At 43.8% G+C, this 25,083-nt stretch carries 21 protein-coding genes; 17 read left to right on the top strand and 4 right to left on the bottom strand.

Annotation, left to right across the window (positions count from 1 at the left end):
• Window positions 1-127: 127 nt before the first annotated feature.
• The 3 genes from B7714_RS08515 (at window position 128) to B7714_RS08505 (ending at window position 2,456) form a co-directional block, all read left to right on the top strand.
• Window positions 128-382 (top strand): type II toxin-antitoxin system Phd/YefM family antitoxin, encoded by a 255-nt coding sequence (locus tag B7714_RS08515; protein ID WP_000388572.1) that lies wholly within the window; start codon window positions 128-130, stop codon window positions 380-382.
• 3 nt (window positions 383-385) lie between these two features.
• Window positions 386-640: a Txe/YoeB family addiction module toxin gene (locus B7714_RS08510; protein ID WP_000924722.1), complete on the top strand. Its 255-nt coding sequence runs from the start codon at window positions 386-388 to the stop codon at window positions 638-640.
• A 202-nt stretch (window positions 641-842) separates the two neighbouring features.
• Window positions 843-2,456 (top strand): ribonuclease Y, encoded by a 1,614-nt coding sequence (locus tag B7714_RS08505; protein ID WP_000404959.1) that lies wholly within the window; start codon window positions 843-845, stop codon window positions 2,454-2,456.
• Window positions 2,457-2,525: 69 nt separating this feature from the next.
• Here B7714_RS08505 and B7714_RS08500 read toward each other — a convergent pair whose 3' ends face one another.
• A complete protein-coding gene (locus tag B7714_RS08500) occupies window positions 2,526-3,359 on the bottom strand; it encodes a DUF4839 domain-containing protein (RefSeq protein WP_084860227.1) in 834 nt (277 codons plus the stop codon).
• 242 nt (window positions 3,360-3,601) lie between these two features.
• On the opposite strand from B7714_RS08500, the gene gmk reads away from it, so the two are divergent.
• From gmk to B7714_RS08445, 11 genes are all read left to right on the top strand, one after another.
• On the top strand, window positions 3,602-4,228 hold the full coding sequence (gene gmk, locus B7714_RS08495; RefSeq protein ID WP_000775041.1) for a guanylate kinase: 627 nt from the start codon (window positions 3,602-3,604) through the stop codon (window positions 4,226-4,228).
• Window positions 4,229-4,252: 24 nt separating this feature from the next.
• Window positions 4,253-4,567: a DNA-directed RNA polymerase subunit omega gene (gene rpoZ, locus B7714_RS08490; RefSeq protein ID WP_002874282.1), complete on the top strand. Its 315-nt coding sequence runs from the start codon at window positions 4,253-4,255 to the stop codon at window positions 4,565-4,567.
• Window positions 4,568-4,632: 65 nt separating this feature from the next.
• Window positions 4,633-7,029, top strand: coding sequence for a primosomal protein N' (locus B7714_RS08485; protein WP_084860226.1), 2,397 nt, complete (start codon window positions 4,633-4,635; stop codon window positions 7,027-7,029).
• Between the two features lie 12 nt (window positions 7,030-7,041).
• A complete protein-coding gene (gene fmt / locus B7714_RS08480; protein ID WP_084860225.1) occupies window positions 7,042-7,977 on the top strand; it encodes a methionyl-tRNA formyltransferase in 936 nt (311 codons plus the stop codon).
• Window positions 7,970-9,283, top strand: a complete 1,314-nt coding sequence (gene rsmB, locus B7714_RS08475) for a 16S rRNA (cytosine(967)-C(5))-methyltransferase RsmB (protein WP_162284815.1) — start codon at window positions 7,970-7,972, stop codon at window positions 9,281-9,283. Before fmt ends, rsmB begins: the two co-directional genes overlap by 8 nt.
• A 15-nt stretch (window positions 9,284-9,298) precedes the next feature.
• Window positions 9,299-10,039 carry a Stp1/IreP family PP2C-type Ser/Thr phosphatase gene (locus B7714_RS08470; protein ID WP_000401527.1) on the top strand — a complete coding sequence of 247 codons (741 nt, stop codon included), beginning with the start codon at window positions 9,299-9,301 and terminating at the stop codon, window positions 10,037-10,039.
• Entirely contained in the window at window positions 10,036-11,937 is a 1,902-nt protein-coding gene (pknB, locus tag B7714_RS08465; RefSeq protein ID WP_084860223.1) for a Stk1 family PASTA domain-containing Ser/Thr kinase, read from the top strand. The genes B7714_RS08470 and pknB overlap by 4 nt, the downstream gene beginning before the upstream one ends.
• Window positions 11,938-12,023: 86 nt before the next feature.
• Window positions 12,024-12,782, top strand: coding sequence for a threonine/serine exporter family protein (locus tag B7714_RS08460; RefSeq protein WP_000344538.1), 759 nt, complete (start codon window positions 12,024-12,026; stop codon window positions 12,780-12,782).
• Between the two features lies 1 nt (window position 12,783).
• Entirely contained in the window at window positions 12,784-13,239 is a 456-nt protein-coding gene (locus tag B7714_RS08455) for a threonine/serine exporter family protein (protein WP_000176909.1), read from the top strand.
• 118 nt (window positions 13,240-13,357) lie between these two features.
• Complete coding sequence (locus B7714_RS08450) at window positions 13,358-14,530, top strand: hydroxymethylglutaryl-CoA synthase (RefSeq protein ID WP_049477902.1); 1,173 nt, start codon at window positions 13,358-13,360, stop codon at window positions 14,528-14,530.
• Entirely contained in the window at window positions 14,530-15,804 is a 1,275-nt protein-coding gene (locus B7714_RS08445) for a hydroxymethylglutaryl-CoA reductase, degradative (protein WP_084860222.1), read from the top strand. Before B7714_RS08450 ends, B7714_RS08445 begins: the two co-directional genes overlap by 1 nt.
• Before the next feature lie 34 nt (window positions 15,805-15,838).
• Here the strand turns inward: B7714_RS08445 and B7714_RS08440 are convergent, their stop codons facing one another.
• A complete protein-coding gene (locus tag B7714_RS08440; RefSeq protein WP_084860221.1) occupies window positions 15,839-16,804 on the bottom strand; it encodes a LacI family DNA-binding transcriptional regulator in 966 nt (321 codons plus the stop codon).
• The gene (locus B7714_RS08435; protein ID WP_084860220.1) at window positions 16,785-18,239 is read right to left on the bottom strand and encodes a sucrose-6-phosphate hydrolase; all 1,455 of its coding nucleotides are present in this window, start codon (window positions 18,237-18,239) and stop codon (window positions 16,785-16,787) included. Before B7714_RS08435 ends, B7714_RS08440 begins: the two co-directional genes overlap by 20 nt.
• 383 nt (window positions 18,240-18,622) lie before the next feature.
• Here B7714_RS08435 and B7714_RS08430 point away from each other — a divergent pair, with 383 nt between their 5' ends.
• Window positions 18,623-20,509 (top strand): sucrose-specific PTS transporter subunit IIBC, encoded by a 1,887-nt coding sequence (locus tag B7714_RS08430; RefSeq protein WP_084860219.1) that lies wholly within the window; start codon window positions 18,623-18,625, stop codon window positions 20,507-20,509.
• A gap of 158 nt (window positions 20,510-20,667) precedes the next feature.
• The gene (gene scrK, locus B7714_RS08425; protein ID WP_084860218.1) at window positions 20,668-21,555 is read left to right on the top strand and encodes a fructokinase ScrK; all 888 of its coding nucleotides are present in this window, start codon (window positions 20,668-20,670) and stop codon (window positions 21,553-21,555) included.
• 46 nt (window positions 21,556-21,601) lie between these two features.
• On the opposite strand, the gene B7714_RS08420 is transcribed toward scrK, so the two are convergent.
• Entirely contained in the window at window positions 21,602-22,219 is a 618-nt protein-coding gene (locus B7714_RS08420) for a TVP38/TMEM64 family protein (RefSeq protein WP_000076176.1), read from the bottom strand.
• 132 nt (window positions 22,220-22,351) lie between these two features.
• Between B7714_RS08420 and B7714_RS08415 the strand changes: the two genes are divergently transcribed.
• On the top strand, window positions 22,352-24,985 hold the full coding sequence (locus B7714_RS08415; protein WP_084860217.1) for a DEAD/DEAH box helicase family protein: 2,634 nt from the start codon (window positions 22,352-22,354) through the stop codon (window positions 24,983-24,985).
• Window positions 24,986-25,083: the final 98 nt, after the last annotated feature.

Below are 25,083 nucleotides of genomic sequence, written 5' to 3'. Positions count from 1 at the left end.
CTGAAAGGTAGGCTTTTTTAGAATATTTTCGAATAAATAGATAGAAAAGAAAAATCTTGTACAAGTTCCTGACAATTTCTTTCTTTTTGTGTATAATAGTGGAAAAGAGGTAAAACGAGGTATGGTTATGGAAGCAGTTCTTTATTCAACATTCCGAAATCATTTAAAGGACTACATGAAGAAGGTAAATGATGAATTTGAGCCTTTGACGGTGGTCAATAAAAATCCAGATGAGGATATTGTAGTCCTTTCAAAGAGCGAGTGGGATAGTATTCAGGAAACCCTGAGAATCGCTCAAAATAAGGAACTTTCTGACAAGGTCTTGCGAGGAATGGCTCAAGTTCGTGCTGGAAGCACTCAGGTGCATGTGATTGAGGAGTGAGGAATGCTGCTCAAATTTACAGAAGATGCCTGGGCGGATTATTGCTATTGGCAAAACCAAGATAAGAAAACATTAAAAAGGATCAATAAATTAATCAAGGATATTCAACGCGATCCTTTTGTAGGAATGGGGAAACCAGAACCACTCAAGTATGACTATCAAGGAGCTTGGTCGCGGCGCATTGATGCAGAAAATCGCTTGATTTATATAATAGATGGAGATAGCGTGGCTTTCTTGTCCTTCAAAGATCATTACTAAGTCTACTGAAAGGTAGGCTTTTTTGCTTCGTTTTTCGTGGAAATTTAAATTTTTAAAGATTCTTAATTTTACTTGAAAATCTAAGGGATTTCTTCAAAAATTCACACAAAACTCTTCAATTTGGGTTTGTGGAAATCGGTTTTTTATGATAGAATATTAAGGAATGTATGTCATTCGATAAACAATTTAATGAGGTAAAAACATGGAAATCATGACACTTGCGATTGCTGTTTTTGCCGTCATCATTGGTTTAGTCATTGGATATGTCAGCATCTCAGCTAAGATGAAATCATCTCAAGAGGCTGCAGAGTTGATGCTTCTAAATGCTGAACAAGAAGCAACTAATTTACGAGGACAAGCTGAGCGCGAAGCGGATTTATTGCTAAATGAAGCCAAGAGCGAAAGCAAGTCTCTTAAAAAAGAAGCACTATTGGAGGCCAAAGAGGAAGCCAGAAAATACCGTGAAGAAGTGGACGCTGAATTTAAGTCAGAACGTCAGGAGCTCAAGCAAATTGAAAGTCGTTTGACGGAGAGAGCTACGAGCCTTGACCGTAAGGACGACAATTTGACGAACAAAGAAAAAACACTTGAACAAAAAGAACAAAGTATTTCTGATAGAGCAAAAAACCTTGATGCACGTGAAGAGCAATTAGAGGAAGTCGAAAGACAAAAAGAAGCTGAACTTGAACGTATCGGCTCGCTTTCCCAAACTGAGGCTCGAGATATTATCTTGGCTCAGACAGAGGAAAACTTGACCAAGGAAATTGCTAGCCGCATTCGTGAGGCAGAGCAAGAAGTCAAGGAACGTTCAGACAAGATTGCGAAAGATATCTTGGTTCAGGCTATGCAGCGTATCGCTGGTGACTATGTAGCAGAGTCAACAAACTCGACAGTTCACCTACCAGATGATACCATGAAAGGACGCATTATCGGTCGTGAAGGTCGCAATATTCGTACCTTTGAAAGTTTGACAGGGGTTGATGTGATTATCGACGATACACCGGAAGTGGTAACCTTGTCAGGATTTGATCCGATTCGTCGTGAAATTGCTCGTATGACCATGGAAATGTTGCTCAAGGATGGCCGCATCCACCCAGCTCGTATTGAGGAGTTGGTGGAGAAGAACCGTCAAGAGATTGACAATAAAATCCGTGAATACGGGGAGGCTGCTGCCTATGAGATTGGTGCGCCAAACCTCCATCCAGACTTGATGAAGATCATGGGACGTTTGCAGTTCCGTACTTCTTATGGACAAAATGTCTTGCGTCATTCGATTGAGGTTGCTAAGTTATCTGGTATCATCGCTAGTGAACTTGGTGAAAATGCAGCTCTTGCCCGTCGTGCTGGATTCCTTCATGACATCGGGAAAGCTATTGACCGCGAGGTTGAAGGTAGCCACGTTGAGATTGGTACGGAGTTGGCTCGTAAGTACAAGGAACACCCAGTTGTGGTGAATACCATTGCTAGCCACCACGGTGATGTGGAAGCTGAAAGCGTTATTGCAGTGATCGTTGCTGCAGCAGATGCCTTGAGTGCAGCGCGTCCAGGTGCTCGTAGTGAATCTCTTGAAAGCTATATCAAGCGCCTCCATGATTTGGAAGAAATCGCCAATGGCTTTGAAGGGGTGCAAAATAGCTTTGCCCTTCAAGCAGGACGTGAAATCCGTATCATGGTAAATCCAGGACAAATCAAAGACGACAAAGTCACAATCTTGGCTCACAAAGTTCGTGAGAAAATTGAAAATAATCTCGATTACCCAGGAAATATCAAGGTAACCGTGATCCGCGAACTTCGTGCAGTAGATTATGCTAAATAAAAAACTGAAGTCAGATTTTTATCTGATTTCAGTTTTTTAATTATTAACTAAACAAGAGATATTAATTATTTATCTAGGTGAGACCTCAATTGGAGATAGGTAAATTAAATCTTGTGTGGCGTTATAGGCTCCAACTTTGGCCTTTATATGAACATTTTGTCCTTTTCTGATATTTTCACCATTGAATGGTTTGAAAACAGGGTTAGAAATAAGGCTAATTTCAATAAACTTAAAATTAGGTCCAGTTGCTTCATCAGGATGATAATCTCCAGAATGAATAAGAATATCATACTTTGACTTCACCTTAGCCAAATCAGCAAAATTCCCATCAAATTCAATTGTCTGACCTTTATATTTTTGTATAAATTCTGTTATTTTGTCTGTGTTTTCGGTTTGTAGAAGTTCTTTAAACTCAGAATTATTTTCTACTGTAATAACTGTAGATTGAGATGAAGTAGTTGTACTTGATGAATTTTCAACTGAGCCAGATGATGAACTAGTTGAACTAGATTGGCTACTTGAACTTGTTGAGGATTCTTTAGAGGTAGATGAAGGTTTACTTGATATTTCAGTAGATTTTTCTGTAACCGAACTAGGATTTGTAGACGAAGGCAAAGAAGTAGACGAATTAGATTTGTTATTTTGGATTACTCCAATTAAGATAAAAAATAAAATTAAAATAACAAAACCTCCGGCACTCAAATATGGAGCTAATTTCTTTAATTTGAGTTCCTTCTCAGTTAAAGGTGTTATTTCTACCTCAGCTTCTTTTTCAAAAAAACCAAAGATTCCATTTTGGCCTTTTTCGATAACATGTATATGAACATCTTCTTTTTTGAGGTTTAAATCTAATAAACCATTTTCAATTGCCTCGTCAACAGACTTTCCTTTATAAACTCCCATAAAAATCTCCTTTTTAATATTATTATTACAATTATCTCTTAAATAGAATAAAATAGCAAGTCTTTTTATATGTTATTCCTTTTTTTAATGCTATTTTATGCTAAATAAATAAGAAAGAGCAGTTGAAATATTACTGCTTTTTTGTTACACTAGATAGAAAGACTGTAGAAGGATAACTGACGCAATCATCAGTATCCGAGAGAAATTTCACTTTATTTCACAGACTAACTAAAGGAGACATAATGGCAGACCGAGGCTTGCTAATCGTTTTTTCTGGTCCTTCAGGAGTTGGGAAAGGAACGGTTAGAAGAGAGATTTTTGAGAGTTCTGAGAATCAATTTCAATACTCTGTATCGATGACGACGCGTGCGCAACGTCCTGGTGAAGTGGACGGGGTGGACTATTTCTTCCGTACTCGTGAAGAGTTTGAAGAGTTGATTCGCCAAGGTCAGATGTTGGAATATGCAGAATATGTCGGTAACTACTATGGAACTCCTCTAACCTATGTCAATGAAACTTTGGACAAGGGAATCGATGTCTTTCTTGAGATTGAAGTCCAAGGAGCCCTTCAGGTTAAGAAAAAGGTTCCAGATGCTGTCTTTATCTTTCTAACGCCACCAGATTTGGATGAATTGCAAGATCGTTTGGTAGGTCGTGGAACAGATAGCGCTGAAGTGATTGCCCAACGAATCGAAAAAGCCAAGGAAGAAATTGCTCTCATGCGTGAGTATGATTATGCCATTGTCAACGATCAGGTGCCCCTCGCTGCTGAACGTGTCAAGCGTGTGATCGAAGCAGAACACTTCCGTGTGGACCGTGTCATTGGTCACTACCAGGAGATGTTGCCAAAATCTCCAACTACTCGATAAACTATAGGAAACAGGTACAAGCAAATGATGTTAAAACCCTCTATTGATACCTTGCTAGACAAGGTGCCATCAAAATATTCACTCGTAATCTTGGAAGCAAAGCGTGCCCACGAACTAGAAGCAGGTGCGCCAGCTACTCAAGAGTTTAAGTCTGAAAAATCAACTCTTCGCGCTTTGGAAGAAATCGAGTCAGGAAATGTAACCATTCACCCAGATCCAGAAGGAAAACGTGAAGCGGTTCGTCTCCGTATCGAAGAAGAAAAACGCCGCAAAGAAGAAGAAGAAAAGAAAATCAAAGAGCAAATCGCTAAAGAAAAAGAAGATGGTGAAAAAATTTAAGGTTGGGGGGACTCAATCTTATTTTTTCTATTGCAAGAATTTACTGACAAGAAGGAGGTGAGAAGATGGCAATCGCAAAGATTATTGTGGATGTTCCCCTGATGCAGACGGACCAGCCCTATAGTTATAAGGTTCCAGAGGAATTTGTAGAGATGCTGGAAGTCGGTATGCGGGTCCATGTCCCCTTCGGTAAGGGCAATCGTTTGATCCAAGGAATTGTGCTAGGCCTGGAGTCCCAGTTGGATGAAGAAGTGGCTGATCAGGACTTGAAGGAGATTGCAGAAGTGCTAGATTTTTCTCCTGTCTTGACTCAGGAGCAACTCTGGCTGGCTGAGGAGTTACGCAAGTCCGTTTTTTCTTATAAAATCTCCATTCTAAAAGCCATGCTTCCAGGATTTTTAAACTCCAGTTATGATAAAATTCTCTATCCTCTGGAAGGTCTGAGTCAGACAGACCGAGAGCGTCTGTTTGGTTCAGAAGATTCGCTAGCCTTTTCTTCTCTAGATTTAGCCAAGCAGGCAGAAATGATGCGCTTGACCAGGAAAGGGCTGCTCCGCTTAGAATACCAGGCAGTCGATCAAAAGAAGGTCAAGACCCAGTCTTGGTATGAGCTTGATACTACTCGACTAGAGCAGATTGAGATTTCTGCGCGTGCTAAGAAAAAGGCAGAGCTGAGAGACTATTTGCTGTCTCATCCTAAGAGTGCTCCTCTGGCTAGCTTGTTAGAATCCTACTCACGCGAGCAAGTCAACTTCCTTGTGGAACAAGGTGCTGTGTCCATAGTCCAAAAGGAAGTGCAACGCTCAGCTGCTTATTTTGAAGGCATTGAAGCCAGCCAACCTTTGGAATTGAATCCAGAACAAAGACAGGCGCGTGATGCCGTTGTCAGTGCTATTGGCAGTCAACAGCCTCCTTTCCTCCTTCAAGGAATTACAGGAAGTGGGAAGACAGAGGTTTATTTGCAGATTATCCAAGGAGCCTTGGATAAGGGTAAGACGGCTATTTTACTGGTACCTGAGATTTCTCTGACGCCACAAATGACGGAGCGGTTCATTGCTCGTTTCGGTGAGAAAGTAGCCATTCTTCACTCAGGCCTATCCAATGGTGAGAAGTACGACGAATGGCGCAAGGTTGAGCGTGGAGATGCCCAAGTTGTTGTTGGCGCTCGGTCAGCTATCTTTGCTCCTTTGAAAAATCTGGGTGTCATGATTATCGATGAAGAACATGAAGCTAGCTACAAACAAGACAGCAATCCCCGTTATCATGCCAGAGAGGTCGCCATTTTACGGGCCCAGTACAATCAAGCAGCCCTAGTCCTTGGTTCGGCAACACCGAGCTTAGAAAGCCGTGCGCGGGCTGGAAAAGGCGTCTATCAACACTTACGTCTGACCCAACGGGCCAATCCTTTAGCCACTATTCCTGAGGTTCAAGTGATTGACTTTCGGGACTATATCGGGCAGAATGAGACGTCAAACTTTACGCCCCCTTTGCTAGAAGCCATCCAAGACCGCTTGGATAAAAAAGAGCAGGTAGTCCTCATGCTCAACCGTCGGGGTTATTCTAGCTTTGTTATGTGTCGGGAGTGTGGGACGGTGGATACTTGTCCCAACTGTGACATTTCTCTGACTCTCCACATGGATACCAAGACCATGAACTGCCATTACTGTGGTTTTTCTAAGGGTATTCCTCATGTCTGTCCCAACTGTCAGAGCCGCAGCATTCGCTACTACGGGACGGGGACTCAGAAAGCCTACGATGAGCTGGCAGAACTCTTTCCTCAGGCCTGCATTCTGCGAATGGATGTGGATACAACCCGTAGGAAAGGCAGTCACCAAGCTCTTCTTGACCAGTTTGGTCAAGGGGAAGCAGATATCTTGTTGGGAACTCAAATGATTGCTAAGGGCTTGGATTTTCCAAATGTGACCCTAGTCGGAGTCCTCAATGCGGATACAGCCTTGAATCTGCCTGATTTCCGTTCTTCTGAGAGAACCTTCCAACTCTTAACTCAGGTGGCAGGACGGGCAGGTCGTGCGGAAAAAGCTGGGCAGGTCTTGATTCAGTCATACAATCCGGAGCACTATGCCATTCGTTTTGCCAAGGATCAGGACTACGAAGGCTTTTATGCTTATGAAATGGGAATCAGGCGCCAACTCGGCTATCCGCCTTATTATTTTACGATTGGGATTACCCTCTCTCACAAGAAAGAAGAAGAGGTTGTCAAACGTGCTTATGAAGTTATGGGAATTTTACGCTCAGGTTTATCGGAAACTAGTAAAATCCTTGGACCAACGCCAAAACCCATCGCCCGTACCCACAACCTTTATCATTACCAGATTTTGATTAAATACCGTTTAGAAGATGAGCTGGGACAGACTCTCAATCGGGTTTTGGCCTTGACTCAAGAACGGGAAAATAGTGAGCTTCGTCTCAGCATTGACCATGAACCGCAGCAATTTTTATAAGAAGGAGAAGAAATGACAAAACTAATCTTTATGGGGACTCCCGATTTTTCAGCGACAGTTTTGAAGGGGTTGTTATCAGACGACCGTTATGAAATTCTAGCAGTTGTGACTCAGCCTGATCGCGCTGTCGGCCGTAAAAAAGTGATCCAAGAAACCCCGGTTAAGCAGGCTGCCAAAGAAGCAGGCCTTCCTATCTACCAGCCTGAAAAATTATCTGGAAGTCCAGAGATGGAAGCCATTATGAAGCTAGGAGCAGATGGGATTGTGACCGCTGCTTTTGGGCAATTTCTCCCAAGTAAACTTCTTGATAGCATGGACTTTGCGGTCAATGTTCACGCTTCCTTTCTTCCCAAACACCGTGGTGGAGCTCCCATTCATTATGCCTTGATTCAAGGGAATGAGGAAGCTGGTGTGACCATTATGGAGATGGTCAAGGAAATGGATGCAGGGGATATGATTTCTCGTCGCAGTATTCCTATCACAGATGAGGACAATGTCGGCACCTTGTTTGAGAAATTAGCGATTGTTGGCCGTGACTTGCTTTTGGACACTTTGCCTGGCTATATTGCCGGGGAGATCAAACCTGTGCCTCAGGACCCAAGCCAAGTCACTTTCTCGCCAAATATCAAACCAGAGGAAGAGAAACTCGATTGGACTAAAACCAATCGTCAACTCTTCAACCAAATACGTGGCATGAATCCATGGCCTGTTGCTCACACTTTTCTCAAGGGTGATCGCTTTAAGATTTATGAAGCCCTGCCAGTAGAAGGTCAGGGAGCTCCAGGTGAGATTCTGTCTATTGGCAAGAAGGAATTGATTGTCGCAACGGCTGAAGGTGCTCTGTCTCTCAAGCAAGTGCAGCCAGCTGGTAAGCCTAAGATGGATATTTCTTCCTTCCTCAACGGAGTGGGACGGACATTGACTGTAGGAGAACGATTTGGTGACTAAAGTAGAAACGGCTAGAAGTCTAGCTCTAGCAGTGCTAGAGGATGTTTTGGTTAACCAAGCATACTCCAATATTGCCTTAAACAAACACCTTAAGGGGAGTCAACTCTCAGCAGCAGATAAGGGCTTGGTGACAGAAATTGTCTACGGTACGGTAGCCCGAAAACTGACTCTGGAATGGTACCTGTCCCACTTTATCGAAGACCGGGATAAGCTAGATAACTGGCTCTATGTTCTTCTTCTCATGAGTACCTACCAAGTCCGTTTTCTAGATAAGGTACCTGACCATGCTGTGGTCAATGAAGCAGTGGAAATAGCTAAAGCACGTAAAAAAGGCAGTGAAAAGCTAGTCAATGCTGTTCTTCGTCGTATCTTGCGAGAAGGGTGGCCAGATATTGCAACTATCAAACGCAAAAACAAGCGTGATTCCATTGCCTATTCTCTCCCAGTTTGGCTAGTATCTAAGCTCAAGGAAGAGTACGGGGAAGAGCGAGCCCAAGCCATTTTTGAAAGTCTCTTGGTGCGTAACAAAGCCAGCATTCGGGTGACTGACTTGAGCCGAAAAGAGGAATTCAAAGCTGTGTTAGAGACGACTGATTCCCCTTTGGCGGCCACTGGTCTGGTCAAGGAGCAAGGCCACTTTGCAGGTCATGATTTGTTCGCAGAAGGGGCTATAACCATCCAAGACGAGTCCAGTCAATTGGTTGCTCCCATTCTTGATCTGCAAGGAGATGAACAGGTTCTAGATGCCTGTGCGGCTCCAGGTGGAAAGACAGCCCATATTGCTTCTTACCTCACATCTGGTAAGGTGACGGCTTTGGATCTTTATGATCACAAGTTGGACTTGATCCAAGAAAATGCGGAGCGTTTAGGTGTGGCAGATCGAGTGCAAACGCAAAAATTGGATGCCAGAAAAGTGCATGAGTTTTTTGAAAAGGACTCTTTTGATAAGATTTTGGTAGATGCTCCCTGTTCTGGAATTGGACTCTTGCGCCGCAAACCAGATATCAAATACAATAAGGAAACGGCAGATTTCACGTCATTGCAGGAAATTCAGCTGGAAATATTAGGTAGTGTTTGTCAAACACTACGAAAAGGTGGTATAATAACGTATAGTACCTGTACTATTGTCTCTGAGGAGAACTTTCAAGTCGTTGAGGCGTTTTTAGAAAGTCATCCCGAGTTCGAGCAGGTTAAACTAGAACACGAATGTAAAGATATCCTGAAAGATGGCTGCATCCTTATTACTCCAGAATTGTATGGAAGTGATGGATTCTTTATCAGCCAATTTCGCAAGATATCAGAATAGGAAGGAACTGACACAATGGAAATAGCATTATTAACAGATGTTGGTCAGAAACGGACAAATAATCAGGACTATGTCAATCACTTTGTCAACCGAGCAGGACGCACCATGATCATCTTGGCTGACGGGATGGGAGGACACCGTGCAGGAAATATCGCTAGTGAGATGGCGGTGACAGACCTTGGTGTGGCTTGGGTGGATACCCAAATTGACTCAGTCAATGAAGTTCGTGAGTGGTTTGCCCACTACCTGGAGATTGAAAATCAAAAAATTCATCAACTAGGTCAGGACGAAGCCTACAGAGGTATGGGAACAACGCTAGAAGCTGTTGCGTTTATTGACAACCAAGCCATCTATGCTCACATTGGAGATTCTCGTATCGGTTTGATTCGTGGAGAAGAATACCACCAGTTGACGAGTGACCATTCCTTGGTCAACGAATTGCTCAAGGCTGGTCAATTGACTCCAGAAGAAGCAGAAACTCACCCTCAAAAGAATATCATCACCCAGTCTATCGGACAAAAAGATGAAATCCAGCCAGATTTTGGGATGATTACACTGGAGTCAGGAGATTATCTCTTGCTCAATAGTGATGGTTTGACCAATATGATTTCGGCAAGCGAGATTTATGATATCGTAACCAGTGATATTTCCTTAGCAGACAAGGCGGCAACCCTCATTCGCTTCGCTAACAATGCAGGAGGTTTAGACAACATTACGGTTGCCCTTGTTTACATGAACGAGGAGGCAGCAGAATGATCCAAATCGGCAAGATTTTTGCCGGGCGGTATCGGATTGTCAAGCAGATTGGTCGAGGAGGCATGGCAGATGTTTACTTGGCCAAGGATTTGATCCTAGACGGGGAAGAAGTGGCAGTGAAGGTCCTGAGGACCAACTACCAGACGGACCCGATTGCTGTGGCACGTTTCCAGCGTGAAGCGAGGGCCATGGCGGATCTGGACCATCCTCATATCGTTCGGATAACAGATATTGGTGAGGAAGACGGTCAACAGTACCTAGCTATGGAATACGTAGCAGGCCTTGACCTCAAGCGTTATATCAAAGAACACTATCCTCTTTCAAACGAAGAAGCAGTTCGGATCATGGGGCAAATCCTCTTGGCCATGCGCTTAGCCCATACTCGAGGCATTGTTCACCGGGATTTGAAACCTCAAAATATCCTCTTGACACCTGACGGCACAGCTAAGGTCACGGACTTTGGGATTGCCGTAGCCTTTGCGGAGACTAGTCTGACCCAGACCAACTCAATGTTAGGCTCTGTTCATTATTTGTCACCTGAGCAAGCGCGTGGATCAAAAGCGACCTTCCAGAGTGATATCTATGCAATGGGGATTATCTTCTATGAAATGCTGACGGGACATATCCCTTATGATGGGGATAGCGCGGTTACGATTGCCCTCCAGCATTTCCAGAAGCCACTTCCGTCCGTCATAGCTGAAAACCCATCTGTCCCTCAGGCTTTAGAAAATGTTGTCATCAAGGCGACTGCTAAGAAGCTGTCAGACCGTTATCAGTCTGTTTCAGAAATGTATGTGGACTTGTCAACTAGCTTGTCTTATAATCGTCGGAATGAACCGAAACTGGCCTTTGATGATGCGAGTAAGGCAGACACTAAGACTTTACCTAAAGTTCCACAAAGTACACTGACATCGATTCCTAAAGCTCCGGCGCAGGAAGGACGCCCTCAGCCAAAGAAACCAACTCAACCAGTGGCAGAGCCGGCTCCAGCGCCAAAGCCAGCCAAGAAACGGAAGTTTAAGGCTCGCTATATGATTCTTTTGGCCAGTCTTCTATTGGTTGCAGCCTCTTTGGTCTGGATTTTGTCAAGAACACCAGCAACGATTCCCATTCCTGACGTAGCTGGACAAACCGTTGCAGAGGCTAAGGAAGCTCTTAAAAAATCCAAGTTTGAAGCCGGTGAAGAAAAGTCAGAAGCTAGCGATACAGTAGCAGAAGGACGTGTTATTCGAACGGATCCAGAAGCTGGTAGTGGCCGAAAAGAAGGAACCAAGGTCAATTTGATTGTTTCTTCTGGTAAGCAATCCTTCCAATTGAGCAATTATGTCGGACGTAAGTATACGGAAGTTGTAGCTGAACTCAAGGAGAAGAAGGTTCCTGAAAATCTAATCAAGATGGAAGAGGAAGAATCCAATGAAAGCGAACCTGGAATCGTCATCAGACAGACCCCTGCTTCGGGTTCGACTTATGATCTCTCAAAAGCCACTACGATTACCTTAACAGTGGCTAAGAAGGTGACTAGTGTCAGCATGCCGAACTACATCGGTTCAAGTCTCGAGTTTACAAAGAATAACTTGACTCAGATTGTCGGTGTGAAGGAAGCAAATATTGAGGTTGTTGAAGTATCGACTGCTCCTGAAGGAACGGCAGAAGGAACTGTTGTAAGTCAAACGCCAAGAGCAGGAGAACTGGTTGATCTTGCAAGTACGCGTATCAAACTTTCCATCTACAAACCAAAAACACCACCGTCAACTTCATCCTCTAATCCTGCCCAACGTGGGAACCAGGGTTCTCCTACAAGTCCAAACCAGGGGAACCAACAAGGAAATCAACAAGGGAACACTCCTTCTAGCAGTTCATCCAATAATGAAGGATCTCACGAAAGTTCTCGAGATTAAACGAATCTTTGTCATGATTTCATGACAAAGATTTTTTTTCACAAGATTTTGTGATAAAATATAGGGAGTAGAAAAAGGAGGAGAAAATGGACGAATCGAGAGAGTTGAATGCCGTCATTGATGTGATTATGCTAGCAGGAACCATTCTCCTGAAAAGTGGCTCAGAGATTCATCGGGTCGAGGATACGATGATCCGTATTGCCCATTCGCAGGGAATATTGGATTGCAATGTTCTTGCCATGCCCGCAGCTATTTTCTTTTCTATTGAAAACACCAATATTTCTCGGATGAAACGGGTGACCTCATCCTCTTATAACATTGAAAAAGTTTGCGATGTCAATCAAGTATCACGGGAGCTTGTCGGTGGCCAGATTGATCTCTCGACAGCCTTTAAAAAGCTGAAAGAAATCGGCGATCAAGCACTTCCTTATACAAAGTTCCAAGTGACTGTAGCAGCGACCCTCAGTGCCCCTTTCTTCTCGATTATGTTTGGGGGCAATGTTTATGACGCTTTTGGTGCAGCTATTGCAACTTTATTTGGATTTGCCTTCTCTCTCTACGTCGAGAAGTTTGTCCGCATTCCTTTTGTAACGGCCTTTGCGGGTGCCTTTGTTTTCGGATTGATCGCCCAGTTCTGGGCCCGCTATACAGGATTTCCTTCGACGGCAGACCTGATTATAGCAGGAGCGGTCATGCCCTTTGTTCCAGGGATTGCTCTGACAAATGCGGTACGGGATATCATGACCAACCATATCAACTCTGGTATGAGCAAGATGTTTGAATCTTTGCTCATTACCCTCGCTTTAGGGGCTGGCACCTCTGTCGCCCTGGTTTTGATGACATAAGATGACTCTAACAAGTATTTTGCTCCAAGCAGTGGCGAGTTTACTCGCCATTATCACCTTTCTAATCGTACTGAATGTTCAACGCTCCATGCTCCTACCTGGTGGTGTTTTGGGAATGGGCGTTTGGCTCCTCTATCTCGTCCTCAAAGAACCAACCAATGTTATTGTCGCGACCTTTATCGCAGCAGTAATTGGCTCTTGCATCAGTCAGATTTTAAGTATTGTCTATAAGACACCAGCGGTGGTCTTTGTCTTGGCTATTCTTGCCCCCTTGGTGCCAGGTTATTTATCCTATCGGACGACTGCCTTCTTTGTGACAGGCGATTACAGCCATGCTATTGCCAGCGCGACTTTGGTGGTTATGTTAGCCCTCGTTATTTCCATTGGAATGGCAAGTGGAACGGTGATTCTAAAGCTTTATTACTACATCCGAAAACAACGAGGAATCTCTTCCTAATACAATCAAAGCAAAGACTTGATTTGTTGAATCAAGTCTTTTTTCTCTCTTTTGTTCCTATTTGTGATAAAATAGAATGAAACGATTTTTTACAATGAATGAAAAAACAGAGGTAAATATGACAATCGGTATTGATAAGATTGGTTTTGCGACCAGTCAATATGTCTTGAAATTACAAGACTTAGCAGAAGCGAGGGGAGTTGACCCCGAAAAATTTAGCAAGGGACTCTTGTTAAATGAAATTAGTATTGCTCCACTGACTGAGGACATTGTTACCTTGGCAGCTAGTGCAAGCAACTCTATTTTAACAGACAAAGAAAAAGAAGAAATCGATATGGTCATCGTGGCGACTGAGTCAGGGATTGACCAGAGTAAGGCAGCGGCAGTCTTTGTTCATGGCCTATTAGGCATTCAGCCTTTCGCCCGTAGCTTTGAAATCAAAGAAGCCTGCTATGGAGCGACAGCTGCCCTTCATTATGCTAAATTGCATGTGGAAAATTCTCCAGAGTCCAAGGTTTTAGTCATTGCCAGTGATATTGCCAAGTATGGTGTGGAAACTCCGGGTGAGCCAACCCAGGGAGCTGGAAGTGTGGCGATGCTAATCACGCAAAATCCACGTATCATGGCTTTTAACAATGATAACGTTGCTCAAACTCGTGACATCATGGATTTCTGGCGTCCAAACTATTCAAGCACTCCTTATGTAAACGGCATGTACTCGACCCAACAGTATCTTGATTGCCTGACAACGACTTGGGATGAATACAAGAAACGCTACGATTGGACTATGGATGACTTTGCGGCTATCTGCTTCCACTTGCCTTATCCTAAGTTAGCCTTAAAAGGCTTGCGCAAGATGATGGACAAAACTTTGTCTAAAGAAAAACAGGATAGTTTGCAAGAAAACTTTGACAAATCCATTCTCTACAGTCAGATGATTGGGAATATCTATACAGGTTCCCTCTTCCTTGGCCTCCTTTCCCTTTTGGAAAATGCAGAGACTTTGAAGGCTGGCGATAAAATTGCCCTCTACAGTTACGGAAGTGGAGCTGTTTCAGAGTTCTTTAGTGGTGAATTGGTCGAAGGCTATGAGGCTTACCTTGATAAGGATCGCTTGAGCAAACTCAAACAACGTACAGTCCTATCCGTTGCAGACTATGAAAAAGTATTCTTCGAAGAGGTGCAGTTGGACGAATCTGGTTCAGCCCAATTTGCAGCTTATGAACATCAAGACTATGCCTTGGTGGAGATTGTCGACCACCAACGCCGTTATAGCAAGGTTGAAAAATAATGAAGATAAGTTGGAATGGATTTTCTAAAAAATCATACCATGAGCGCCTGGAATTGCTGAAAGCTCAGGCGCTCCTTAGTCCTGAAAAGCAAACCAGTCTGGAGCAGGATGAACAAGTCAGCTTGGCAGTTGCAGACCAGCTGAGTGAGAATGTAGTGGGAACTTTTTCTCTACCTTATTCGATTATTCCAGAACTTTTGGTGAATGGTCAGGACTACACAGTTCCCTATGTGACAGAAGAACCCTCAGTGGTTGCTGCGGCCAGCTATGCAAGTAAAATCATCAAACGAGCAGGTGGCTTTACTGCTCAAGTCCATCAGCGCCAGATGATTGGTCAGGTAGCCCTTTATCAAGTTGCTGATCCTGAACAAGCGCAAGAGAAGATTGCCAGCAAGAAAGCCGAACTCTTGGAACTTGCCAATCAAGCCTATCCTTCTATCGTTAAACGAGGAGGTGGTGCGCGTGATTTGCGTGTAGAGCAGATTAAGGGAGAAACAGACTTTCTCGTCGTCTATCTCCATATCGATACCCAGGAAGCCATGGGAGCCAATATGCTCAATACCATGCTTGAAGCCTTGAAACCAGTCTTAGAAGAACTCAGTCAGGGACAGAGTCTCATGGGAATCCTGTCCAATTACGCGACCGATTCTCTGGTGACTGCAAGCTGTCGTATCGCCTTTCGCTACTTGAACCCTCAAAAGGATCAAGGACGAGAAATTGCGGAGAAAATAGCCTTGGCCAGCCAGTTTGCGCAGGCTGATCCCTACCGAGCAGCTACTCATAATAAAGGGATTTTTAATGGTATTGATGCCATTTTAATCGCCACGGGTAATGACTGGCGTGCCATCGAAGCCGGGGGTCATGCTTTTGCCAGTCGAGACGGACGCTATCAAGGTCTTAGTCGCTGGACGCTGGACATGGAAAGAGAAGAATTGGTCGGTGAGATGACCCTACCTATGCCTGTAGCGACCAAGGGTGGCTCTATCGGTCTCAATCCCCGTGTAGCTCTTAGTCATGAACTACTGGGAAATCCTTCTGCCAAAGAATTAGCTCAAATTATCGTTTCTATCGGACTGGCACAAAACTTTGCGGCTCTGAAAGCCTTGGTGAGTACGGGCATCCAGCAAGGCCACATGAAGTTGCAGGCCAAATCCTTAGCTCTACTAGCTGGTGCTAGCGAGTCTGAAGTTGTTCCCCTAGTTGAGCGCTTAATATCGGAGAAAACCTTTAACTTAGAGACAGCCCAGCGCTATCTCGAAAACTTAAGATCATAAAAAACTCAGACGAATTCGTCTGAGTTTTTTGTACTTAAATACTTTTTCCAGGTAATAGGGTGACTGGTAAGAAGTAACCAGTTGTCGCAACTTCCTTGCCTTCAATCTTCTGCAAGAGAAGATCAACAGTGAGTTGGGCAATCTCTTTCATAGGTTGCTTAATCGTTGTCAGGTGAGGATAGTAGTTCTCGATAAAGTAAGTCCCATCGTAGCCGATGACCTTGAGCTCATCAGGAACAGAGATACCTAGCTCCTGAGCTATTTTGATAACCAGGATAGCTGTCAAATCATCCGAAGCAAAAATCGCATCTGGTTTCTGATGAGTCAAGATATTCTTGATTTCCATTTCCTTTCTGACGGGAGAAAAGTCACTGGAAACATTGATAATAGGAGCATTTGGGAGTACAGATGCAAAACCAGCATGACGCAGTCCAGTAGGCGAGTTGGAATTATCATTTCCTGTAATCATGATGATAGACTGAGCGCCAGTCTTGGCCAAAGTTTGGGCAGCGAGGACCCCGCCACCGTAGTTATCAGAGGAGACGACAGGGATGTCTGGTGATAGATTTCGGTCAAAGGAAATAATCGGTGCCGTTACACGATTGTAGTCTTCGATTCCCAAGTTGTGACTTCCAGAAATGATACCATCGACCTGATTGGCCTCCAGCATTTCAATGTACTCCCGTTCTTTTTCAGAGTCATGTTCGCTGTTACAGATGATGGTCTTGTAGCCATTTTTGAAGAGTTGGTGTTCCAACTTGTCAATCAACTCCGCATAAAAGACATGACTGATGTTTGGGAAAATAAGTCCAATCAACTTGGCAGATTTTCCTTGGAGACTTCGAGCCAGATTATTGGGCTTGTAGCCCAATTCTCGCATGGCTTCATTAACCTTTTGAATGGTTTTCTCAGATAGATACCCCTTTTTATTGATGACCCGTGAGACGGTAGTGGGGCTGACGCCTGCAAGCTTTGCGACATCAGTTAGTTTTGCGACCATAATCTAATTCATAGTAAGTTCCAGTTGGGTTTCCAGACTTGATCAGGATACCATTTTGGTCCGCATGTGGGAAGACACGACCAGAAAATACTTTTTCTCCTTTATTGATAAAAATTTCAAAGACTGACTTGTCGATGAAGATAGTGACAGTAGTAGTTTGGTTATTGATAGGGCAAGAACGAGTTGTACCAAATTCTTGGGCGTACTGTTCACCAGCCTGACTACGATCCACTGTCACCTGTCCATTGACAAGGTCAAAGTTGATTGAAAGCCCCTTGCCCTCTTTGTCAGCGAGCAAGACAATCTCGTTTTGGCTATTGGCCTCCAAGTTGAGCTCCAGTTCATAGGTGTTATTGGTTTGAGTACGATTTGAGAAGACCTCTTCAGAAGAACGAAGTTCTTTGACGGCTGATACAGGATATTGGTAGAGTTTGCCATCTTTGATAGTGAGTTCTTTGACCAATGAGAAGGTTCCTTGGTGGTCAAAACGATCAGATGGGTAAGAAACATCTGGCAGTCCAAGCCAACTTACTGCTAGTGCACGTCCATCCGGAGCGTTGAAGGCTTGAGTTGCATAGGCTTCAAAACCATAGTCTAGATTTTGCAATGGAGACACATCGACCATTTTGGCATTTTCAGGATCAAAGGAAACCCCGATTTTGTACATATTTGGATAGATATTATCGTAGTCTAGAACTTTTTTATCCAATCCTTGTGGACAGTAGAGAAGGACAGGTTGCTCCCCTACAAAGACCAGATTTGGGCATTCCATCATGTAGGCAGTGCGATCGTTAGCGAAGTCAAGGTCGCCAACTGCTTGCCAGTTTGTGTAATCGTTGTCAACAGCCTTGTAGAGACGGACGAAGCCTTTTTTATCCAAATCCTGTCCACCGACGATAGCATAGTATTGACCTTTGAAGTTAAAAATTTGCGGGTCGCGGAAGTGGTCTGTAGAGTCTGCTGGCTGGTCAATCAAGATCTTGTCAATCTTTGTAATCTTGCCATCCTTATCCATCAAAGCACCAATCTGGTAAGGGTGACGGCTCCAATTTTCATCACGGACATTTCCTGTATAAAATAGGAACAAGTTATCGCCAAACTGCATGGCAGAACCAGAGTAGGCACCGTGGCTATCCAATGGAGTATCTGGTAAAACTTTGACTCCAGTTTCTGTAAAGTGCACTAAATCATCACTTTCAAGCTGCACCCAAGACTTCAACCCATGGGCTGCACCGAAGGGGAAGTTTTGGTAAAAGAGGATCCATTTGCCATCAAAATAAGAAAAGCCATTTGGATCATTGAGAAGCCCCATTTTAGGTTCAACATGGTAACGAGTATGCCAAGGAGATTGTGCCATCTTTTCCTTGATTTGCTTGATTTCATCATTAGACCAGTCTTCATAGCGTCTATAACGGCGCTCGGTTGTCCATTCCATTTTATCTTTCCTCCCTAAGAGTTCTATTCTATTATTAATAGTAAACGTTTTCGACAAAAAAAGCAAGTCTTTTATGTTAAAAAAAAGAAAAATATGTCAAACGATTGCCATAAATCAAGTAAAGGAAATCTGGCAAATTTTCACGAAAAAATGAAAGAAAATGTAAATAAAAACCTTGATTCCTCAAGTTTAAAGATATTTTTTTGAGGAAAAAGAGAATTTCCATCAAAAACGAGCAAAAATAATCAGAGAAAAAAGAAAGGAAATAAAAAATCCTGCAAAACGCTTGACATATTTTAGAAACATGATAAAATAATAGTCGTAGGGCGGATAAAATCGCTTTCAAACACTTTACAAAATTTTATATAAGGAGATTTTTGCAAATGAACAATCAGGATATTGCAAAAAAGGTCATCGAAGCCCTTGGTGGACGTGAAAATGTCAACAGTGTAGCCCACTGCGCGACTCGTCTACGTGTCATGGTCAAAGATGAAGGAAAAATCAAGAAGGAAGTGATTGAGAACTTGGATAAAGTTCAAGGAGCTTTCTTTAACTCAGGCCAATACCAAATCATCTTTGGAACTGGTACAGTAAACAAGATGTATGACGAAGTTGTTGCCCTTGGTTTGCCAACATCTTCTAAAGAAGACATGAAAGCAGAAGCTGCTAAACAAGGAAACTGGTTCCAACGTGCTATCCGTACTTTCGGTGACGTCTTTGTACCAATCATTCCAGTTATCGTAGCGACAGGTCTCTTCATGGGTCTTCGTGGTCTCTTGAACGCTCTTGGAATCACACTTCCAGAAGATGTTACCATTTACAGCCAAATCCTCACAGATACAGCTTTCATCATCTTACCAGGTTTAGTTGTATGGTCAACCTTCCGCGTATTCGGTGGAAATCCAGCAGTTGGTATCGTCCTTGGTATGATGCTGGTTTCTGGTTCGCTTCCAAACGCTTGGGCAGTAGCATCAGGTGGTGAAGTAACAGCTATGAACTTCTTTGGCTTCATTCCTGTTGTTGGTTTGCAAGGTTCTGTTCTTCCAGCCTTCATCATCGGGGTGGTCGGAGCCAAGTTTGAAAAAGGTCTCCGAAAAGTGGTTCCAGATGTCTTGGATCTCTTGGTGACACCATTCGTGACACTTTTGGTTATGTCTATCCTTGGACTCTTTGTCATCGGACCAGTCTTCCACGTTGTTGAAAACTACATCCTTCTCGGAACAAAAGCAATTCTTGGCTTGCCATTTGGTCTCGGTGGTTTGGTCATCGGTGGAGTTCACCAATTGATCGTCGTATCAGGTGTGCACCACATCTTCAACTTGCTTGAAGTTCAGTTGTTGGCTGCTGACCATGTCAACCCATTCAACGCTATCATCACTGCAGCAATGACAGCTCAAGGGGCTGCGACAGTTGCCGTTGGTGTTAAAACGAAGAATCCTAAACTGAAAACACTTGCTTTCCCAGCTGCTCTTTCTGCCTTCCTCGGTATTACAGAGCCTGCTATCTTCGGGGTGAACTTGCGCTTCCGTAAACCATTCTTCCTTTCATTGATCGCTGGTGCTATCGGTGGTGGATTGGCTTCTATCCTTGGACTTGCTGGTACTGGTAATGGTATCACCATCATCCCTGGTACAATGTTGTACGTTGGTAACGGTCAATTGTTCCAATACCTTCTTATGGTAGCTGTATCATTCGTTCTTGGTTTTGCCCTTACATACATGTTTGGTTACGAGGATGAAAAAGAAGTTGCTTCTGAAGTAGCGACAGAACGTTTGGTTCAAGAAGAAACAACTGGTAACATTCCAACAGCTCCTCAAAGTGAAACAATCCAAACTCCAATCGTTGGGGACGTAGTTGCCCTTGAGAATGTTGATGACCCAGTCTTTTCAAGTGGTGCAATGGGACAAGGGATTGCAGTGAAACCAAGCCAAGGCGTGGTTTACGCACCAGCTGATGCAGAAGTATCGATCGCCTTTGCCACAGGACATGCTTATGGTTTGAAGACAGCAAATGGAGCTGAAATCTTGATCCACGTTGGTATCGACACGGTGACTATGAACGGTGAAGGCTTTGAACAAAAAGTTGCTCAAGGCGACAAGGTCAAAGCTGGTGACGTTCTTGGAACATTTGACTCAAACAAAATCGCTGCTGCAGGTCTTGATGACACAACAATGGTTATCGTAACCAACACAGCAGACTACGCTTCTGTGACACCAGTCGCAAGCGGTTCAGTTGTCAAGGGTGACGCGATCATCGAAGTGAAAGCCTAGTCCTCTTCAAAAATCAAATCTAAAAACAAAACGAACAAATATCATGTTTGTTCGTTTTTACTTGGATGGTAAGATTTACAGAGGAAAATCTAAAATATTGAGAAATCTAGCCCTTTAAAATGTGCTATAATAGAGAAAACAAAGATAAGAGGTTTATCATGACAAAATTATATGGAAGCTTAGAAGCGGGCGGTACAAAGTTTGTCTGTGCTGTCGGTGATGAAAACTTTAATGTTGTGGAAAAAACACAATTTCCAACAACAACTCCTATCGAGACTATCGATAAAACCATCGAATTCTTTTCAAAATTCGATAATCTTGCAGGTCTTGCTGTCGGTTCATTTGGTCCGATTGATATCGACAAAAACTCAAAAACCTATGGCTTTATCACAACGACTCCAAAACCTCACTGGGCAAATGTAGACCTACTTGGTGCCCTTCGTCGTGCCCTCAACGTACCTATGTATTTCACAACAGATGTAAACAGCTCTGCCTATGGTGAAGTGGTTGCTCGTAACAATGCTGGTGGTCGTATCGAAAACTTGGTTTACTACACGATCGGTACAGGGATTGGTGCAGGTGTTATCCAACGTGGTGAGTTTATCGGTGGTGTCGGTCACCCTGAAATGGGTCACTACTATGTGGCTAAACACCCAATGGATGTGGAGAAAGAATTTAACGGCGTTTGTCCTTTCCACAAGGGCTGTTTGGAAGGCTTTGCGGCTGGACCAAGTTTGGAAGCTCGTACAGGTATTCGTGGTGAAAACATCGAACTCAACAGTTCTGTCTGGGACGTTCAAGCCTACTATATCGCTCAGGCTGCGGTCAATGCTACAGTAACTTTCCGCCCAGACGTGATCGTCTTTGGTGGTGGCGTCATGGCACAGCAACACATGCTGGACCGTGTACGTGAGAAATTCACTGCTCTTCTAAATGGTTACCTACCAGTACCAGACGTGCGTGACTACATTGTCACTCCAGCAGTTGCAGGCAATGGTTCTGCCACACTTGGAAACTTTGTCCTCGCTAAGAGTGTCGCAAAATAAAACAAAGAAAACATCCGCTTGGGAAACCAAACGGATTTTTCTATTCTCAAAACATCTGCCAGAAGAAATCAATAATATAAGTCAAACCATAAGTATAAACCACTAGGGTAAAGGGCTTGGTCAGAATGATGATAATCATATAGCGTTTGAAGGTCATCTTGGTGAGGGCAGCCAGCATACACAGAAAGTCAGCCGGGCTAACTGGCCAGATCATCATAAAGATAAAGAACCGCTCGAAACGATTGCCCTTATCTAGCCAACCGATATACTTGTCATAGGTGCGTTTGCTGACGACGGACTGGACAAAGGCAGCTCCGTAGAGGCGCACGAGATAAAAGATAATGGCACAGCCAATCACGATGCCGATATAGTTATAGATAGTCCCGATGATGTGGCCGTAAATAAAGACCCCAGCCACTGAGGTCAAAGCTCCCGGAATGATCGGAACGACGGTTTGTAGGATCTGTAAAAAGATAAAGAGTGGTGGCCCCCAAACCCCAGCTTGCTGGATAAAGGCCGATAGGGTTTCCTTGGACTGTAAAACACCCGCCTGATAGGCCCAAATACAGAAAATCAAGGTGCCGACACCCCCGACGATAGATGAGATATTGATGACTTGCTGTAGAAGGGGAGAAACAGCTTTCATTTGCTTATCCTGTGACATGTAAACTCCTCATAGATAGTATGATACTACTATACCATATTTTGATAATAAAAACTATCTGGATTATCTGACTGGTGAAATAAGTGTGGTAAAATGAGAATAAGAAAATGACGGTATAGAATGAGGAGTATCATGTTAGGTTTAGACTTTAAAGGAAGCTGGCGCCAATATCAAAAACAGGTCTTGGATCGTGTTCAGGACTATCAAGCAGACGGTCATGTTCATCTAGTGGCTGCTCCAGGGTCCGGCAAGACCACCATTGGTATCGAGCTAATCGCTCGTTTTGGCAATCCAGCCCTTGTCTTGGTTCCAACTGTCACCATTCGTGAACAATGGGTGGACAGGATTCAAACAGCCTTTTTAGAGAACGAACAGAAGATTTCAGATCTCGTTTCCCAAAACTTAAAGGAGATGAAAGCATTAACGATTGTGACCTATCAGGCTTTTCATAGTGCCATGAACCAACTTCAATCACAAGAAGATGGAGAAGCAGAGGATTTTGTGGGGTTTGATTTGCTTGCAAGCCTAAGAGCTCAGAAAGTTGCGACTCTTTGTTTGGACGAATGCCACCACCTGCGCAATGAATGGTGGAAAAGTCTGGAAGCCTTTCGCAAGCAGTATGGACCGCTGAAACTCATCTCCCTGACAGCGACACCACCTTATGACAGCGATCCTGAACTCTGGGAACGCTATATCCGTATGTGTGGGGAAATCGACCAAGAAATTACGGTACCTGAACTAGTCAAGGAAGACACTCTTTGCCCTCATCAGGATTTTGTCTATATGTGTTCACCAACAGCTGAAGAGGCGGAACGTCTCAAACGGTTTGAGGAGACTAAGTGGGACTATATTCACCACCTTATAGTCGATCCTGATTTTCAAACATTTGTAGCAGATTCAAAGGTCCTCAAAGGGGATATTTCATCTGATTTGCTCTTAGAAGATCCCAAGTACTTGTCTGCTATGTTGATTTATATGCATTCTCAGGGGTTAACGATTCCTCCCTCTTTACAAAATTTACTGGGAACCCAGAAGCTTCCAGCATTGACCTCCTACTGGCTGGAGACGCTGTTGCAGAGCATACTCTATCAGACTCCAGATTGGTATGATGATCCAGATGGATATAGGAAAAAGTTAGAGGCTGACTTGAAGGCGCGTGGGTTGGTGGAAAAACGTCAGGTTTATCTGGTTAAGTCTAAGGCTTCTGACCAGCTTTTAACCCAATCTCTGGGGAAATTGTCTGCCATCGCTGATATCTTCTGGACAGAGTATGAGAGTCTAGGTCAGGAACTGAGACAGTTAGTACTAGCTGACTATATTCGCAAGGATTTTGCTACCTATCTGGGAGATAATCAGGCAACCATTTCTCAGTTGGGGGTTCTCCCTTATTTTGAAAGCATTCGTCGAAAAGCTCAGGAGCAAGAGATACCTGTGTCTTTGGCTATCTTGTCAGGTAGTGTCGTTATTTTGCCTACCGATGTGGCAGCAGAGTTGAAGGAACTCTTGCCACAGGTTCCTCTTAGTTTCTCATCTATTGGTCACTTGGATCCAAAAGATTATGTGCAGGTTGGTTTTCCTAGCTCAGCTAAGGGAATCGTAGCAGCAGTGACGGAGCTTTTTCAACGAGGGCGGATTCAAGTCCTAGTCGGAACCAAATCTCTCCTCGGAGAGGGTTGGGATGCTCCTTGTGTTAATTCTCTAATACTCGGAAGCTTTGTGGGGAGCTTTATGCTAAGTAACCAGATGCGTGGCCGTGCCATTCGTATCTGGCCGGTACATCCAGAAAAGACAAGTAACATCTGGCATCTGGTAGCCGTTCAAGCGCAAGCACTTATCACTCTTCCTGGTGAGGAGCCTAGACCAGAGAGCGATCAGGATCTGCAGACCTTGTCGCGACGGATGGAGCATTTTCTTGGCTTGGCTTATAATCAGGAGAGTATTGAGACCGGTTTGGATCGTTTGGATTTTCCAAAGCCCCCTTTTAAGAAAAAGCAAATCAGTGAGTATAATGAGCGAGTTAAGAGTCTCTCCAAGGATCGAGCAGGCTTGCGCCAAAAATGGCAAGATGCTCTTGTCGTAGCGGATCAGCTCGAGATAGTTACAGAAGTCGCGACTCAAAAACAGAAGGTCCCAGTCATGCTCTTGCTTGATGCATTAAAATGGGTTCGCATGTCATTGCTCTTGTTGGCAGTAGATTTGTTAGTCTTGCTATTTAGACTGAGACTGATTGGTGTTTGGTGGCTTACAGCAGCCTGTCTCCTCTTTTTGGTCATTGCATCTTGGCGCTACCTCCGTTATAAAAGTCCCTGTAAACGTTTGCAATCTCTGGGTGAGCAGATCCGAAAGGCTCTGCTAGATTCGGGGCATCTAACGGACGATCAATCCCGTGTTCATGTAGAGGAGGACAAGGAAAATTATATGGTTTTCGCCTATCTCAAGGGAGGAAGCATGAGGGACAAGGAGCTGTTTGCGCAGACTGTGGGAGAATTCTTTGCACCAGTGGACAACCAGCGTTATCTCTTGAAGGCAGAGAAAGTCCGACAAGGTCAGTCACCTTACTATGCCGTGCCTAGTCTTTTTGACAAGCACAAGGAAGAAGCACAGAAATTCCTCGACTTTCTGACGCCGACTATCGGACGTTATCATCTCGTCTACACACGAACAGAGGCAGGAAGGAAAACCCTTCTCGAAGCTCGTATCAAAGCTCTCTCTAACAAAAATGACCGTACCTTGACTAAGAAGAAGGTTAAAAGCCGGTTGGAGTAGGGGAGGTAGCTATTCGAAGTTTCGAAGATATGAATTTACTAAAGTTTATATGCATTCTAAACTTAGAATGATAAGAAATACATAAATTTATGAGTATT

The sequence above is a fragment of the Streptococcus oralis subsp. oralis genome (assembly GCF_002096595.1).
GTDB classification, from domain to species: domain Bacteria; phylum Bacillota; class Bacilli; order Lactobacillales; family Streptococcaceae; genus Streptococcus; species Streptococcus oralis_D.
Note: the sequence above shows the minus strand (reverse complement) of the source record. Positions and strands in the feature narration are given on the sequence as shown.